8 protein-coding genes are annotated in these 18,067 nt (G+C 42.1%); 4 read left to right on the forward strand and 4 right to left on the reverse strand.

The features are described from left to right. The first annotated feature begins 35 nt into the window (after window positions 1-35). Window positions 36-2,531, forward strand: a complete 2,496-nt coding sequence (locus GS399_RS02715; protein WP_160843032.1) for a M14 family metallopeptidase — start codon at window positions 36-38, stop codon at window positions 2,529-2,531. Here GS399_RS02715 and GS399_RS02720 read toward each other — a convergent pair whose 3' ends face one another. The 4 genes from GS399_RS02720 to GS399_RS02735 all read right to left on the reverse strand — a co-directional run bounded on the left by GS399_RS02720 (window position 2,532) and on the right by GS399_RS02735 (window position 9,895). Further along, window positions 2,532-4,982, reverse strand: coding sequence for an outer membrane beta-barrel protein (locus GS399_RS02720; protein WP_369410093.1), 2,451 nt, complete (start codon window positions 4,980-4,982; stop codon window positions 2,532-2,534). An 80-nt stretch (window positions 4,983-5,062) separates the two neighbouring features. Continuing rightward, the gene (locus tag GS399_RS02725) at window positions 5,063-7,501 is read right to left on the reverse strand and encodes a TonB-dependent receptor (protein WP_160843034.1); all 2,439 of its coding nucleotides are present in this window, start codon (window positions 7,499-7,501) and stop codon (window positions 5,063-5,065) included. Between the two features lie 450 nt (window positions 7,502-7,951). After that, entirely contained in the window at window positions 7,952-9,547 is a 1,596-nt protein-coding gene (locus tag GS399_RS02730) for a PspC domain-containing protein (protein ID WP_160843035.1), read from the reverse strand. 9 nt (window positions 9,548-9,556) lie between these two features. Next, window positions 9,557-9,895: a PadR family transcriptional regulator gene (locus tag GS399_RS02735; RefSeq protein WP_160843036.1), complete on the reverse strand. Its 339-nt coding sequence runs from the start codon at window positions 9,893-9,895 to the stop codon at window positions 9,557-9,559. A 228-nt stretch (window positions 9,896-10,123) separates the two neighbouring features. On the opposite strand from GS399_RS02735, the gene GS399_RS02740 reads away from it, so the two are divergent. From GS399_RS02740 to GS399_RS02750, 3 genes are all read left to right on the forward strand, one after another. After that, window positions 10,124-13,351, forward strand: a complete 3,228-nt coding sequence (locus GS399_RS02740) for a SusC/RagA family TonB-linked outer membrane protein (protein ID WP_160843037.1) — start codon at window positions 10,124-10,126, stop codon at window positions 13,349-13,351. Window positions 13,352-13,397: 46 nt separating this feature from the next. Beyond that, window positions 13,398-14,849, forward strand: a complete 1,452-nt coding sequence (locus GS399_RS02745; protein ID WP_160843038.1) for a SusD/RagB family nutrient-binding outer membrane lipoprotein — start codon at window positions 13,398-13,400, stop codon at window positions 14,847-14,849. 133 nt (window positions 14,850-14,982) lie between these two features. Next, entirely contained in the window at window positions 14,983-18,054 is a 3,072-nt protein-coding gene (locus GS399_RS02750) for a SusC/RagA family TonB-linked outer membrane protein (RefSeq protein ID WP_160843039.1), read from the forward strand. The last annotated feature ends 13 nt before the right edge of the window (window positions 18,055-18,067 follow it).

The following is an 18,067-nucleotide window of genomic DNA, read 5'->3' on the forward strand; positions in this document are numbered from 1 at the left end:
TTCCGTGGATATTTAACTGTTCAAAAGCACAATACATGAAGAAAATTCTATTTTTTTGCACCGTCTTTTTGATTTCGGCCTCCTCCTTTGCACAATCTGTCAAATCTCCCGACGATTTTTTAGGTTATAAACTTGGCGATCAGTTTACACCGCATTACAAGATTGTTGAATACTTTAAATATCTCGCTTCGGTATCGAAAAATATTAAGGTTCAGGAGTACGGCAAAACAAACGAAGGCAGACCATTGATGGTTGCTTTTATTGGTTCTGATGAAAATATAAACAGGCTGGAAGAAATCCGGCACAATAATTTAAAATTAACAGGCATCGAAAGTGGTGCCGCTGCTGCACAGCCTGTTATCACCTGGCTAAGTTATAATGTTCATGGTAACGAGCCTACTTCGTCGGAAGCATCAATGAAAACAGCTTTCGCGTTACTTGATCCGGCTAATCAACAGACTAAAGAGTGGTTAAAAAATACCTTGGTGGTTATCGACCCTTGTTTAAATCCTGATGGCCGCGACCGTTACGCAAATTTTTATAACTCTGTCCGTGGCTCACAGCCGGACGCTACTCCTTTTTCACGCGAACATCGGGAACCATGGCCGGGTGGAAGAGCCAATCATTATTACTTTGATTTAAATCGCGACTGGGCGTGGCAAACTCAGGTTGAAAGTAAACAGCGCGTCGCTTTATTTAATCAGTGGCTTCCCGAAATTCATGTGGATTTTCACGAGCAGGGATATGATCAGCCATATTATTTTGCTCCGGCGGCAGAGCCGTTTCACCAAAATATCACCAAATGGCAACGGGAATTCCAGGTTGTTGTGGGAAAGAATAACGCGAAGTATTTCGATCAGAACGGTTGGATGTATTTTACGCGCGAGCGATTTGATTTATTATATCCTTCGTACGGAGACACCTATCCTATTTACAACGGCTCGATAGGTATGACATATGAGCAAGGCGGAATTAGCGCCGGCCTCGCAGTAGTTACTCGCACCGGCGATACCTTAACTTTGAAGGATCGTATTCAGCATCATTATACAACCGGCTTGTCTACCGTTGAGGTTGCCTCGAAAAACGCCGAAAAATTAATCAGCGAATTCAAGACATACTTTATAAACAGCAAAAATTCTCCTCCGGGAAAGTATAAAACCTTTATTATCAAAAATGATAACCCTGAAAAAGTTAAAGCGCTTACAGAGCTTCTTGACAGAAACCGGATTGAATATGGTTATGGGAGTTCTAAAAGTGCTCATGGGTTCAATTATCTTAGCGGAAAAGATGAGAATTTTTCAATCGATAAGAACGACTTAGTCGTCAACGCTTACCAGCCTAAAGCAGTCCTTGTTAACGTTTTATTTGAACCACGCACATTTGTGTCGGATTCTATTACCTATGATATCACCGCATGGTCTTTGCCATATGCTTACGGTTTAAAGGCATTTGCTACTACAAGCAATCTGCAGCCTTTAGCAAAAACCGTGGAGTATGAAATCGTGACAAATAACGTGTCTGATCCCGTTGCATATGTTGCGAATTGGAATTCACTTGCCGATGTAAAATTCCTGGTAGCATTGCTTAACAGGAATATTAAGGTTCGATATAGTGAAATCCCTTTTCAGCAAGGCGGCAAATCGTTCAACGCCGGCTCCCTGCTTATCGCGAAAACAAGTAATGAGAGTTTGGGTAATACATTTGGCAGTACGATCGCGGACATTGCTAAAGCTTCCGGAGTGACAATACAGGCAATATCTTCAGGTTTTGTAGATAAAGGGTCCGACCTGGGATCGCCTAACATCCGCTTCATTAAAAAGCCAAGAGTTGCCATAATCAGCGGCGAAGAAACTTCTTCCCTGGCTTTTGGAGAGGTTTGGCAGTTTTTTGATCAGCAGCTAAAGTTCTCGTCAACCGTTATTAAGTACAGCGATCTGGAACGTGCTGATCTGGGTTCTATTAACGTGCTCATTTTTCCTGACGGTTCTTACGATGAAGTCGCGTCCGACCGTGTTATGCAATGGGTGCGTAGCGGCGGAAGATTGATCGCGATGGGCGACGCTGTTGCCTCGCTGGCCGGCAAGAAAGGACTGACATTGAAGGAAAAGGATCAGCCAGAAGAAAAGGACACTAAAACAAAGGAACTGTATGCAAGCCTTAAACCTTATCAAAACCGGGAACGTGACGATGTCCGCTCCGGCATACCCGGAGCGATCTACAAGGTTGAGCTGGACAATACGCATCCGCTGGCTTTTGGCTTCCCTAAATACTATTACACGTTAAAGCTCGACAGTCATATTTATAAATTCCTGGATAATGGATGGAACGTCGGTGTGTTGAAAAGGAATGAACTCGTAAGCGGTTTTGTTGGAACTAACGTGATAAAAAAACTCACCGACGGGATGCTGTTCGGAGCTGAAGACATTGGCCGTGGAAACATGATTTACCTGGCAGATGATTTGCTGTTCAGGTCTTTCTGGGAAAATGGCAAGCTTCTGTTCAGCAACGCCGTATTTATGGTTGGACAATAATTATTGTTGCCCTAATCTTTTTTGCTGGTCGGCATCAATGCCTGATGCCGGCTTTTTTACAGATTTGATGGTGCTTTTACCGATAAGCATGCTGAATGATAGCGTTGCTATTCGGGAATCGTATTTTTCAAACTGTGACAGTGCAAGGTTTTCATAGTCAGATGCGTACTTGTACTTCCGGGTATTAAAAATATCATCTACTTTTAACTTCAAACTCGCATTTTTATTCATAAATGATTTTGCAAACGCGATATCCAGGTAATAAATCGGCTTGAACGAAAAAATTCCGGATACACTGGCCGTTTCGTAGCTTCCGAATAAATCAATTGAATAATTGTTTTTCAGCCTGAAGTTTTGCAATGCTGTTACCGTAACATCCGGACTGGCATTACTGTAATTATCTACAGTTGAATGATCGATATACTTCATGTATAAGCCGTCGAAGTTTAACGTTAAATCCCACCACTGTTCTAACTGTAAAGGCATATTTACATTTAGTCCGTACACATACCTTTTATCAATATTGGATCTGATCTGGGTAAGTGTTTTTGATTGATCGTCTTGCTTTAAAACATTAAGCAAAACATCGTTTCCTTGCGAGTATTTCAGAGAGGCTGATATTTTATTGGGCCAAAAATGGGATAGGTCGAAATTGCTGGTATATTCAGGATTGAGATAAGGATTTCCAGCACGGTATGTGTATTGGTCAATGTATGCGATAAAAACCCCCAAGTCCTCATAGTCCGGTCTGCTTATGCGGCGGTTATAAGAAAACGTTAAATTGGCTTTTTCACCGGAAGCGTACGTTGCGGTCAGAGATGGAAAAAAATCAGTGTAATTACGGTCTATTACCTGGTCCTTGTTATCGTAAAAACCAGCGCTGATCGTTTTTTCAACTCTCACGCCGAATTGTAGGTCGAGCATTTTCAGCGAATGGCTTAACATAGCATATCCGGCATAAATATCTTCGCGGTAACGAAAACTACTTGTGAAATCAGGGTTTGGAACGAAAGAACTACTCTTAACGCTTATCAATGCCATGCTACTGCGGTTGTTTAACAGGCTGGTTTTTAGTCCTCCGCTTATTTTCGTTTTTTTACCTAAGGGCTGAATATAATCTACCGCTGCCGCTTTGATGTTATAATTAACCGGTGCGGAGTTTATCAGGTCGATATTATTTCGATAGGAAATGCCATCGCCATTGATAAACTGGTTGATAATATTTTCATTCGATGTTTTTTTGTATTTAAGATAATCAGCGCTGATTGTCAGATCGCCTTTAATCTCGTCAAATACCGCGTGATAATTGGCGTCGAAATTGATGTTTCCCAATTTACGCTTTTGCATTCCACTGCCGATTATGACAGAATCAATTTCCGTTGAAGAACGGAAGCCGGAGCGGTTGCTTTTATCGAAGTTGAATATATTATAAAAGCCGCCCATATTGAATCCAAGGGTGCTTTTCGAATTCATATAATAATCAACTCCAACGCGGTAAGTATTGCCTGTCCTGTCAACATTGTTTATAACAGCCAGGTCAATTGCTGTTAAAGAGTTATTATAAATCGATTTACGGTCGACACCACCGGTTCGATACTGTCCGGAGTAATTATAATTGTAACTGGCAAAGACGTTTAATTTTTTTGTGCGATTATTTATACTAAAACCTGCGCCGTCACGGTAATTCGGATCGAATGAACTGTTTATATTGCTAAAGCCACCAACAGCCGTCACTGAAAAATTAGTTCCTACATTTTGATCTTTTTTCAAGTGAATATTAATTATTCCACCCGCTCCCAAGGCATCAAAATTTGACGATGGATTTGAAACAAGGTCAATGGCATCAACAGATGACGCTGGTAAACCCTGAAGAAAATTGATGAGATCGCTCACAGAAGTATAAGTTGATTTCCCATCTATGTTTACATGCACCGACTTGCCATTTAGGCTGATGCCGTTTTCTGTAACATGGGTTGCAGGCGCCTTTTGTAGTATTTCGTAAGCATTGCTTCCACTGAACAGTGGTGAAGAGGCGACGTTGAGGACTATTTTGCCGGGCTTGCTCTCTATAGGCATATGGCGCTCTTCAACTTGCACCTCTCTGAGTTGTTGTAAAGAAGGTAACAGAAAGATGTTTCCTGTTTGAACGCTCGTAGTGGCAGAAGAAAAAGAAAAAGGCCCCTTGGTCGTCTTTTCGAAGCCAAGAGACCTGACAGATAAGATATATTTGACGTTTACTTTCAGATTGGAAAAAATAAAATTCCCTTTTTCATTAGTAACGCCAAGTTTTACCGTAACAGAATCGGGTAATTGTAGTAGATAAATAGTCGCCCCCTCGATTTCGTTGCCAAAAGTATCTATCACTTTACCATTAACAGAGTTTTTTTGCGCAAACGTCTGATTTGATAAAAAATAAGATAGAAATATAAAGGTAACCAGATATTTAACCACAGGCTTTGACGTATCAAAGCCTGAAAGTTAGTAAAAAATTTATTTTCTATTTAAGAAAGATTAATACAGCTGGATTATTTTTAATTTTTCATCCGGTTTTGCTCCGCTTCTAAGCCGGTAGAGCGTTTGCGCTCGGGTTTAATGTCATTACTTCCAAAGCGGTAAGTCAGCGTAAGGCGTGCAACCCGGGTTTCGTTCTTTTGATAAAGGCTATAATTGAGTCCGTTGTAAGCACTTGATATCCTGCTGTTCCGGGTGTTGAAAATATCACTTACTGCAAATTTTAAATTCAGTTTTTTATTCATGAAGGATTTATTAACTCCCGCATCAATACTGTATTGAGTTTGAATTTTGAGTGTGCCGTAATATAAGGGCGACTGGTAATTTCCGGAAAGCTCACCCGAGAATGTTTTGGTAATAGAAAAATTCTGATTGCTATAAAGTTGCACCGCTACTTTACCGTTGTCGAGTACTTCACCATTTAGATCGGCTGCTCTGAAGCCCATATAAAACACCGTTACATTGTTGGTCGACTTCCACCAGCTGGCGAAATTAATCGGCGCATTCAGATTTACATTGTAGTTGATTTGCTTATCTAAGTTCGCATTGGTTTGATAAAGCGCTTTTTTCTCATAGTCAGGCAAAAGTACTTCGGTAATTACGTCATGAATAATGCTGTAATTAAAGCCGACAGTATAAGTTTTCTTAAACGTGTAATTTAGCTCGAATGAATTAGTGTACTGGGGATTCAGATAAGGGTTGCCTTGGTTATAGGTATACTGATCGAGATAAAAAACAAACGGATTTAACGCGTCGTAGCTAGGGCGGTCGATCCTCCGGCTGTAAGAGAATGCCAGGTCATGGTTTTTGCCGAGCGACTGGTTAACAAAAAGCGTTGGAAAGAGATCAAGATAATGACGGTTTACAACTTTCGACTCGGTAATTGAATTGCCTTTTGAATTAGTTTGTTCGGCGCGCAGACCCAACTGAACACTCGTTTTCTTAAACTGCTTGCTTAGATTTAAATAGCCGGCGTTGACATTTTCGTCGTAAACGAAGTGATTGCTGTTCCGGCCATTCTCCCACTGCGAGTCTTCCCAAATTTGGGAAATAAAGTTATTATCGGTTTTAACCCAGCTGCTTTTTACTCCCGCTTCCATTTTCAGTGTTTTATTAAACGGGAGCGTATAATCAATTTTATAAGCTTTTATGTCAATTGCGGACGGGGTGCCGTTTTGCGTTAACGAATTAACAGGCGAAGCACCGGTTGCATAATTGAAATAATTATTGTCGTATGTCATCACATCATTTCCTTTATAATGTGAATAATCCAGATCGACAGTCAGCTCCTGTCCGGCAGTATCCAAAACAGACTTGTAATTCATGTTATACGACATGTTATTGTAATGATGGTCGCCGTCATTTAACGCGATGATAGACGAATCGGCCTTGGCAAAGGAATTGCCGATGAACGTGCGGTTGTTGTATAGTTCGGTACTGTTGTTTATGTAACCATTAACCAATACTCCCAGTGTATTATTCTTATTAATGAAATAGTCGGCTCCTACCTTGAAATTATTGCCCTGGTTATGGTTGTCAAACGTTCCGTCCTGGCCAAAATATAGTGGCTGGTTATTTGAAGGTGTAATACGGTCTATCTGTAAGTTGTTTTCCCGTCTGTTATTGCTGTAGTTATAGTCGCCAAAGGCATTGAATTTTTTATTGCGATGATTTAGAGAAAGCCCGGTATTGGCCCGGTGATTTTTACCGTACCCAACGCCAGCGGTCAATGTGCCGTTTGTGCCGATTTTTTTGTCTTTTTTAAGTTTGATATTAATGATGCCTGCGGTTCCTGACGCGTCGTATTTCGATGAAGGATTGGTTATCAGTTCAATGGATTCGATTTGTGAACTTTGCATATTCCGAAGCATATTTGCCAGGTCGGCATTGCTCATGTACGTTTGTTTGCCGTCAATCATTACCAGTACACCCTTTTTTCCCTGTAAGGCGATATTGTCATCATTATCTACTGTAACTCCTGGCGATTTTTGAAGAACTTCTAGCGCATTGTTTCCGCTGGCTACAGTACTTCCCTCTACATTTACTACCATCCGATCTGGCTTCCGTTCAACAAAGGGCTTTTTTGCCGTCACACTTACTTCTTTCAAATTCTTGCTTTCGGACGCTAACGTTAGTGCGGGAAGAGTAATTTGCTGGTGACTTTCATCCAATGTAAAAACATTGCTATAGGATTTTTTCATTCCTACAACGGTTGAAGAAACAAGATAATTTCCGGCTATTTGGTTAGTGAATTCGTAAATTCCGTTTTCATTGGTTAATGCGGTTTTGACGAGTGATGAGTCTTTCGCTCTTAGTAAACTCACGGTTGCGAAATCAAGCGTTTTTTGCTGTGAGTCAACAACTTTCCCGGTTATTTTGCTGCCATCCAGTTTGTTTTGAGCAATAGACATGGTAGCCGAGCAAACAAGTGCGATGAGGTATGTTAGGGTTTGTTTCATAGTTGTGGTTTTTCCCGTTTGAAAAGCACGTAGCATTCCTGTAAAAAGCTGCTTGTGCTTTTTTTTAATGATTTTATTAAAGTCTGTTGTTTAAAGCCCGGTATCGAAGCTTTGTGTTTTCGTCATTATGACGCTGAAAGAATACGAATGGTTACATGTATTAAAATTTATTTGATTCATTGTTTAACCAAAAGTATGATGCATGCAAAGAGTCAGCAATACAAAACCGGACCAGCGGCAGGGAATTTTCCGTGAATCGCCTGATTTTACCGGTAAAAATTTCACCGGCTTGATCAGGCGATTGGATTAATTGTTATTATAGAATATTGGAAGGAACCTCAGTGCGTTCATCTTCGTACCTTGTTCGTAAAAAAGGCATAAAAAACGTAGGATAACCAAAGAAGAACCCTTGGAGAACCCTTGTTAATATGCGAATAGAAGGGCTAAATTTTATTCCTCCGGATGTCGTTTTCTGTAAAGTGAGTCGTCCTTGCACTTTAAGCCATCATTGCTCATGATCCATTCGGATGGTTCATCGTACGAAGAGTTTTCCGGTTTGCAATCCCAGAGGTTATGATTCTCAAGGAAGCTGTTAAGCCGGCCGTCTACTATCACGCGACTATTTACAGGCAGTTTTAACGTCACTCTCACTTCCTGCCCGCGGTAAAGCGACTTACCTTTTAAATAGACCTCACTTGATAACTCAATAACGGAATCTTTTTGCGTATAACGGTAATCAATGTCCTGGGCATTTGCCAGCGCGGCCTTATAATCTTTTCCACGAGCAGTGAAAAGCTGGGTAATGGTTGGAAACTCTGTTTCACTTTTGTCGATAACGAAGTGTAATTTTCTCGGCGAATCAAATTGATCGAAATCTTCGTTGACAATGATTTTCCTACGGTTCAGGCTGTTTAAATCAAGCTGAACGCTATCATCGTGTGTGAAATACTTTTCATTGTTCAGTTTTATGTAATACACCTTACTTGGTTTAACGTTAGTAACCTGTGAAAATGTAGCTTCCTGGTTAAATTCAGATCCAAGGCGTGTGCCATAATAAATTGCTACAATCAAACCGGTTAGCCAGATAATCAATAAAGTAAAGGAGCCGGTTCTGGTTACAATCTGGCGGTTAAGTACAATTCGCAATGCAAACAATGTGAGCGCAATGAGGGGAATTGCAATGAGAACAAACGCGCTGAAATATATTGGCGTCTCATATTCCGGATTGATAACATTGAAAGGGAAAAATGACATCTGCGTAGCGTCCCAAAAACCGACCAGCCCAACTGTTGCACATAAGAACGCAATAAATGCTGCTGTTCCGAAAATGATGATAAAAATCCCAATAAGTTTAATCACTATTTTTCCGGCGCCACTTATCAGTCGGCCGATGCTTCGAAAAACTTCCTCAAAAAATCCTCCGGCTCGCCTTAATGCGGGTGATGCTTCCCGGTGTGCACGGTTCAGGTTTGTGCGGAGCGCATCAACTTCTTCATCGAAGTTCTTTTTCAGATTGTAAAGATTTACCGGCTCACCTTTCATAGCCATTTTTTCACTTCTTGTTCTCGCTTTGGGGATAATGATCCATAAAAGAGCGTAAATCAATAAACCAGAACCTCCAAGAAAAATGATAAGTACGGCAATTATTCTAACCCATTTGGGCTCAATATTAAAATAATGGGCTATGCCCGAGCAAACGCCGCCAACTATACGATCATCTAAATCCCGGTAGAGTTTCTTTGAAGTTCCGTATTCAGCTTGCTCGGCATCGTCCGCATGGCCCTCTTCAAACTCGTTAACCTGCCCCATCTGCTCAATAACAAAGTTTACATCGGCAGCTACAATTACCTGTTTCTTTTCCTCAGCCAGTCGCTCAGTAAACATTTCCGCAATCCTGTTTTCTATGTCTGTTACAATCTCATCGCAGTCGCGGCTGTAAGCGAAATGCTTTTTGACATTGATCATATATTGTCGCAGGGTTTCGTAGGCATCTTCTTCAATATGAAACACAATGCCGTTGATGTTGATTATGATAGTCTTATTCATGATTCTGAGTTATTTAGGTTGATTGTTTTGGATAGAAATGTTAACAGCATACGCTAGTTCCTGCCAGGTTGTATCAAGCTGTAAAAGCACTTCGCGGCCGGAGGGAGTGAGCAGATAATATTTTCTTGGCGGCCCCGAATTTGATTCCACCCATTGGTAAGACAGCAGCCCGTTATTTTTCAGGCGGGTAAGCAATGGGTACAATGTCCCTTCCACCACGAGCAGTTTCGCTTTCTTGAGTTCAGCTATTATATCTGATGCATAAATTTCACCTTTTGATATAATAGAAAGGATGCAGTATTCCAGAATACCTTTCCGCATTTGGATTTGAGTATTTTCTACGATCATATAACAAAGATATATGCTTTAGACCGTACTATGCAATACATGTTACTGATTTTGTTAAATTTTATTTTACTCAGAATTTATCTTCCGTGCAACATTGGTATTATTTGAACGTCAGGTGGTTATAAATAAAAAAAAACTCAAAAAAAATGTATTTGCGTTAAAAAATGTTAAATTTGGTATTACCTGCCCAATCACACATTTACCTTTTTAATCATTCAAATTATCGTTATGAAAAAACTTTTATCAAGTTTCTTCGTCTTGCTTGTCTTTTCCTTTCGGTTAATGGCACAAGACAGAACTATTACGGGAACCGTTACCGACCAGGCTGATGCTTCCCCACTGCCCGGCGTTAGTATTAAAATTAAAGGCACTACCTCGGGTACGGTGACCAATGCCGATGGCCGGTTTACCATTGCTGTTCCGAGCGGCAGCACATTGCAGTTTACCTATATTGGTTATGTGACAAAGGAGATTGCTGTTACGAGCAGCAATTCGATGAACGTGAGCCTGGTAACCGATTCAAAACAACTGGGCGAAGTTGTGGTAACCGCCCTGGGTATTGAGCGGAATAAGAACCAGCTTCCTTATGCACAGCAACAAGTTTCGGGAACAGAGGTGAGCAAAACCAGGAATTCCAATTTTGTTAACGGATTGTCAGGTAAGGTGTCAGGATTAGAAATCCGGCAAAACAATACGCTTGGCGGATCGACAAATGTGGTATTACGCGGTAACAAATCTTTCACTCAGTCGAACCAGGCCTTGTTTGTAATCGACGGGGTTCCGATTGATAACAACAATACGAATACAGTGGATCAAATGCGTGGTGCTGCCGGATATGACTATGGTAATGCAGCCGCCGATGTTAACCCTGATGACATCGCTTCTATAAGTGTCTTAAAAGGTGCGGCGGCTTCCGCTTTATATGGATCACGGGCCGCCAACGGCGTAATCGTGATAACTACTAAAAAAGGCACAAAAAGCCTGGGAATCACTATCAACTCCGGCCTTACCATTGGCAATATCGATAAAAGCACATTTCCTAAATACCAAAAGGAATATGGCGGCGGTTATGGCGCTTATTACGAATCTCCCGATGGATATTTCCTTTATAGGGACATAAATGGTGATGGAGCTGAAGACTTGGTTACACCATTGAGCGAGGATGCATCGTACGGAGGAAAATTTAATCCAAATCAAATGGTGTATCAGTGGGATGCCTTTGATCCTACATCTGCTAATTATGGAAAAGCGACACCTTGGGTGGCAGCCAAGAATGACCCGACTTCCTATTTTGAAGATCCCGTTTCCTACAATGAAAACATCCTGTTAAGTGGCGGCGGTGATAAAGCAACTTTTAAATTTGGTTATACCCGCTCGGGCGACAAGGGGATCTTGCCAAACAGTAAGATAAACAAGGATTTGGCGAACCTGGCTGCTTCATTCAATATCACCAGTAAGTTAACAGCCAATGCTGCGATAAACTATAGCCGCATAAAAGGTTTGGGACGATATGGAACAGGCTATGATGTAAATAACTTCGCAACAAATGCCCGTGAATGGTGGCAGACAAATGTTGATATAAAAGAGCAAAAGGACGCTTATTTCCGGACGCTGCAGAATAACACCTGGAACCGTACCGACCCTTCGGATCTGAGTACTATTTACTGGGATAATCCTTATTTTGTAAGGTATCAAAGCTACGAAGACGATGAACGTAATCGTTATATCGGCAATTTCAATGTAAACTGGGTGGCAACAAAATGGCTAACAGCTTTAGGCCGGGTTGCACTGGATACTTACCAGGAAAATCAGCAGGAACGGATTGCCGTTGGCGACGTGAATGTGCCTCAGTACGCGCGTTTCGATAATGGTTTCCGGGAAATCAACTTTGATTTACTACTTAATTTTAACGCTAATATTAGCGATAATATAAACTTTAAGGGTCTGCTAGGTTCGAATATCCGTCGGACAAGGTTTAATTCGACCCGCGCTGCCACTGTAGGTGGATTAATTGTACCCGGAATTTATTCGCTCGGAAATTCGGTAAGCTCTGTTTATCCAGTTGAGAGACTGACTGAGATTGAGGTTGATGGTATTTTTGCCGGTGCCACTTTCACTTATAAAGATTTCGTAACGCTCGATCTGACCGGAAGACGCGATCAGTCATCTACTTTGCCAAAGGATAACAATACTTATTATTATCCTTCAGCAGCCGTCAGTTTCTTGTTTTCGAAGTTAATACCTGATTCGAAATGGCTTACAAACGGTAAATTCCGGCTAAACTATGCTGAAGTTGGTAACAGCGCACCGGCTTTGACAACTGCTGACACTTACGATAACATTAACACGAATCTTGATCCTAACCCCCTGTTTGGTTCTACGCCAATTTTTTCAGTTGCAGGCACAAAAAACAATCCTGAGCTGAAGCCTGAAAAAACTAAAACCTATGAAATCGGTTTAGAAATGGGTTTTTTACAAGACAGGTTAGGTTTCGATGCAACTTACTATAATGCACGGTCTGTAGACCAAATCGTTGCAGCGCCTGTTTCGCGTTCAACCGGTTATAGCTTTAAATACATTAACTCCGGCGAAGTAAAAAATAAAGGTTTTGAACTATCGCTTTACGGAACTCCGGTTAAGGTGAAGGATTTTTCCTGGAACATCAATCTGAATTTCTCACGCAATGTAAGTGAAGTCACCGAACTTTTTGAAGGAGCAGATAACCTGGTTCTTCAATCGTACCAGGGGGGTGTAACAGTTAATGCCACGCTCGGGCAGCCATACGGCACCATCAGAGGATCAAATTTTGTATATGATAACCAGGGGCGAAAGATTATTGGTGCAAATGGTTATTATCAGCAGTCTGCGACGTCTAACGAGGTAATTGGGAATGTAAATCCGGATTGGATTGGTGGCGTAAACAACGCATTTAAATACAGGGATTTCAATCTGAGCTTCTTGATAGATGTAAGGCATGGCGGTGACATTTTCTCGCTCGACCAATACTATGGGCTTGCGACAGGATTGTATCCATCGACTGCTGGATTAAACGATTTAGGTAACCCTCAAAGAAATACACTTGCCGATGGAGGCGGCGTGGTTCTTCCAGGGGTGCTTGCCGATGGATCAACTAATGCAAAACGTGTGAGCGCTACAAATTATGGCCTCTACGGTTATGTGAGGAATCCGGCGGCAGCGTTTATTTATGATGCGAGTTTCGTGAAACTCAGAGAGGTTGCCTTAACCTATTCATTACCTGCAAAAGTAATAGCCAAGTTAGGACCTGTTAAAGGAGTCGACTTATCACTGATCGGAAGGAATCTATGGATCATTCATAAGAATCTTCCTTATGCTGATCCGGAAGACGGGGTTAGCTCAGGTAACGCTCAGGGTTATCAGGTGGGAAGTTACCCGACAACCAGGACGTATGGTTTCAATGCCAGATTTAGATTTTAAGGTGGTGCAGATAACAGGTAAGTGCTATTAACGAAAAATTATTCCAATGAAAAAGATTTTAATCATCATAACACTGATCGCCCTGGGAACTTCTTGTAAGAAAGATTTAACCAGTTTAAATGTTGATCAAAAAAGGCCGGCGGTAGTTCCGTCAGCTTCACTATTTGCAAGTGGGCAGCGAAATTTTTCCGACGCTTTAGCGAGTTCTAATGTCAATATTGGCATTTTCAGATTGCTTGCCCAGCAATGGACCGAAACAACTTATACAGACGAAAGCAACTACGACCTGAATACACGGGCGATTCCCGATAACTGGTGGAATCGTTTATACCGGGATGTGCTGGAAGACCTCAATCAGGCCAAAACACTCGTTCCATCCGAAGGTCAGAGTGCTGCTGTTCAGGCCAATCAGCTTGCAGCAATCGATATCATGCAGGTTTATACCTATTCAGTATTGGTAAACACCTTCGGGAATGTCCCTTACTCAGAATCGTTGAACATTGCCAATGTTTTTCCTAAGTACGACGATGGAAAAGCTATTTATGAAGATTTACTTAAAAGGCTGAATGCTGATATAGCTGCGATCAGCCCGGTTGATGAAGGTTACGGAAGCAGTGATTTAATTTATGGAGGCGATATGGCCGCCTGGTTAAAATTCGCCAACAGCATTAAATTAAAATTGGCTATGACGATTGCTGATGATGATCCGCAAACGGCCAGAACTGCCATTGAGCAGGCGGCACCAGGAGCATTTACATCAAATGCTGATAATGCGAAAGTAAATTATACGCAGGCACCGCCAAATACAAATCCGGTTTGGACTGACCTGGTGCAGAGCGGCCGTAAAGACTTTGTCGCAGCCAATACCGTTGTTGATGTAATGAACGGGCTTGATGATCCGCGCAGGCCATATTATTTCACCTTTGATGCGACAGGCGTTTATACCGGGGGCGAATATGGCGCAAGTAATAATTATGCAACTTATTCAAAACCTGCGGGCCCACTCCTGGTTGCCGGATCTGTTGGAAAGATCACCAACCCTGACTTCCCGAGTGTGATATTGGATTACTCTCAAATTGAATTTTTAAGAGCTGAAGCGGTTGAAAGAGGTTTCAATATCGGAGCAGGAACCGCCCAATCTCACTATGATGCCGCCATAACGGCGTCTATAGAGTGGTGGACAGGATCAACAGCTACCGCAGCGGCTTACCTCGCAATGCCAGAGGTTAATTATGCAACAGCAGCGGGCGACTGGAAAGAAAAAATTGGAATTCAAAAATGGCTCGCGCTTTATAACCAGGGTTTTGATGCCTGGACAGAAGTGAGGAGATTGGATTATCCAAAGCTTGAAGCTCCGGAGGATGCCCAAAGTGATTATCCGCAACGGTTTACCTACCCGGTAACCGAGCAAAATGTAAATACCGGTAATTACAACCAGGCGGCTTCAGCAATGGGTGGCGATGTTGTTGAAAGCAAAATTTTCTGGGATAAATATTAATAATAAACTTGTTACCAAAAAGGGAGTGTTTTTCAGCACTCCCTTTTTTACTAAAAACATTTTTTGCCTAAAAAAATCATTAATTTTGAAAAGGCGCCCGCCTGACTACATCAATACACTTAATCTTTTAATTATGAAAAAACTCTTACCCAGTTTATTTCTGCTTCTATTCTTTTTGAAGGGATATGGACAGTCACAAACCGTAACAGGCACTGTTACGGACCGATCAGATGGAACAACCTTACCGGGAGTAAGCATCAAGGTGAAGGGAACATCCCTTGGAACGCAATCTGATGCTTCCGGTAATTACAGGATTTCGGTTGATCAAGGTGCAACGCTGGTTTTTAGTTATATCGGTTACGATACCCAGGAACTCCAGGCAAATGCATCAACACTAAATGTTTCTCTCACTACGAATGCCCGGCAGCTTGGCGAAGTGGTAGTAGTAGCATACGGTACACAGAGTAAAGTAAAGCAAACCGGTGCAGTTGCCCAGGTTTCGTCATCTGCAATTGAGAACAGGCCGCAGGCATCGTTTGATCAAGCGCTTCAGGGACGCGTGCCAGGTTTGCAATCGATCGGCGCATCGGGGCAGCCCGGAGCTTCCCAGGATGTGAGGATCCGTGGAAACGGATCTTTTTCAGCAAGTTCATCGCCTCTTTATGTGATAGATGGAATACCGGTAAATTCCGGAGATTTGTCGCGGAACACAACCACTGCAAATGCTTTGTCCGGCATCAATCCCAATGACATAGAAAGCATTTCTGTACTTAAAGATGCATCTGCCGCATCGGTTTACGGATCTCGCGCCGCCAATGGCGTTATATTGGTTACAACAAAAAGTGGAAAAGCCGGCAAAACTAAAATTAGAGCAGATGCCGAGGGGGGATTTTCAAACAGGGCTTACTTCAACGAAAATACCCGCCCGATTACAACGGAAGAAAATATCACTTTATCCGAAGAAGGATTTTTAAACAATCCGTTTTATGTTCAAGAGTATGACCTGACCCCTGACAACATCCGCGACTTTGTAATTGATTATTTCGGATATGATCCGAACGTCAATACAACCTGGTACGATGTTGTAAAACAAACCGGTACTTACCAGCAGTATAATCTCTCTGCCGATGGCGGAAATGAAAAAACTCAGTTCCACCTTTCCGGCGGCTATTTTAAACAGGAAGGAACCATCAGGACAAGTAAGTATGATAGGTTTAGCGGAAATGTTAATCTCAAGCACCAGTATAATTCGAAGTTGATGTTCCAGGCCAATCTGCTAGCTTCATCATCAACGCAGGTCGGTCCGCTTAACTCTGGAAACTTCGCCAACCCGGTATTAAGTAATTTATTTTTAATGCCCAACCTCGAAGCGTATGATGCCAATGGCGAACCGAACACAAGCGGTAATCTGGCCAACGGTGCAGGTCTTTTCAATCCGGCCGCAATTCTTGAGCTGGACAAGAACCACAACAGTACGCTGAAAAGCCTCGGCAGTATTTACGGCGAATACAAATTTTTGCCTAATCTGAAATTTTCAACCAAATACGGGATAGACTATAACGCCCTTGAAGAAGATGGTTATAACTCGCCTTTATATGGCGATGGTTATACTTACCAAGGTTTAACTCAACGCGATTACTCGCGCTATTTTAACTGGGTCTGGACTAACCTCCTTGACTATAATTTCAATATAACAGCTGATAAAGAATTGAGTGCAAATGTGAAAGTTGGTTACGAAGCGCAAAAGTCTAAATTATATACATCTACTGCACAAGCCTCGAAAACACCCTTAAATGGTAATTATACCGATCCGGGCATTGGTGCAACGCCATTGATTTCGTCGGGCGGCCACGAAGGTTACAGCTTTTCATCCTTATTGTCATTGGCCAATGTATCCTATAAGGACCGCTACGTAGTATCCGGAAGTTTCCGGCGTGACGGATCATCACGGTTTGGATCAAATAATCGTTATGGAAATTTCTGGTCGGTTGGTGCAAGCTGGAATGCAGAGCAGGAAAGCTTTTTAAAAGATGTTGACTGGATAACCCAACTTAAGCTACGCGGATCGTATGGTATAAATGGAAACGCTGGTATCGGAAATTACAGCTGGCAGCCGCTGTATGGTTATACAAGATATTTAATTCCTACAGGTGCTCCTAACGCAGGTTCGACCATCAACTTTGTTTATAATGGGAATGTAGGAAGCGGTCCGGCCCAGATTGGAAATGAAAACCTCACCTGGGAAAAGAATAAAGCTTTCGACGTTGCAATCGACGCTGCATTTTTGAAAAGCCGAATTACGACAACTGTTGATTGGTACACCCGGAAGTCTACCAACCTGCTATCTTACACGCCAATTTCTGCTACGACAGGCTTCACAAGTTATCTTGATAATATCGGAGCCATGAAAAATCAGGGAATCGAAGTTAGCCTGACAGGTGTGCCGGTTCAAACAAAGGACCTTAAACTGGAACTTTACATAAATTACAGCTATAACAAGAATGAGGTCACATCGCTGGTAAATGATAAACAAATCTCAACGCCATTTATCCGCCAGGTTGGTGAAGACTACCAGTCATACTACCTGAGGTTATGGGCTGGTGTTGATCCGGCAAATGGCGATCCGTTATGGTATACGGATGGAACCCGCAGCGCGACAACCAACAATTATAACGCAGCGCAGCGGGCTCTCACCGGCAAAAAAGCGTCGCCCGCAGGCTTTGGAAGTTTTGGTACCAATGTAAGCTACAAAGGAATTTCCTTAGATGCTATGTTTTACTACAGCTATGGCAGCTGGCTTTATGATCCCTATTACCAGTATTTAAATAGCGGCGGTTACTATAATGGCAGTTATAATCAACGTGCGACTGAGTTAAACCGCTGGCAAAAACCAGGTGACTTAGCTCCTGTTCCGCGCATTGACTATGATGGCACTAACTCCTACCAGGTTTCCGACAGAATACTTACGCGTGGCGATTACATTCGTTTGCGTGATGTAACGTTGGGATATGATTTCCCAAAAGCCCTGGTTCAAAAAGCCAAACTAAACAATTTGCGGATTTTTGTAAGAGGAACGAATCTTGTGACATTTACACGTGATAAAAACCTTCCTTACGATCCGGAGGCAGGCGGAGCTAGCGGATTAACGGATTTTGATATCGATGTTCCCAGAACCTGGGCCTTCGGTTTAAATGTAGGTTTATAGTAATACGATCATC

Origin of the sequence: Hufsiella arboris (genome assembly GCF_009834875.1) — a bacterium.
Taxonomy (GTDB): Bacteria; Bacteroidota; Bacteroidia; order Sphingobacteriales; family Sphingobacteriaceae; genus Hufsiella_A; species Hufsiella_A arboris.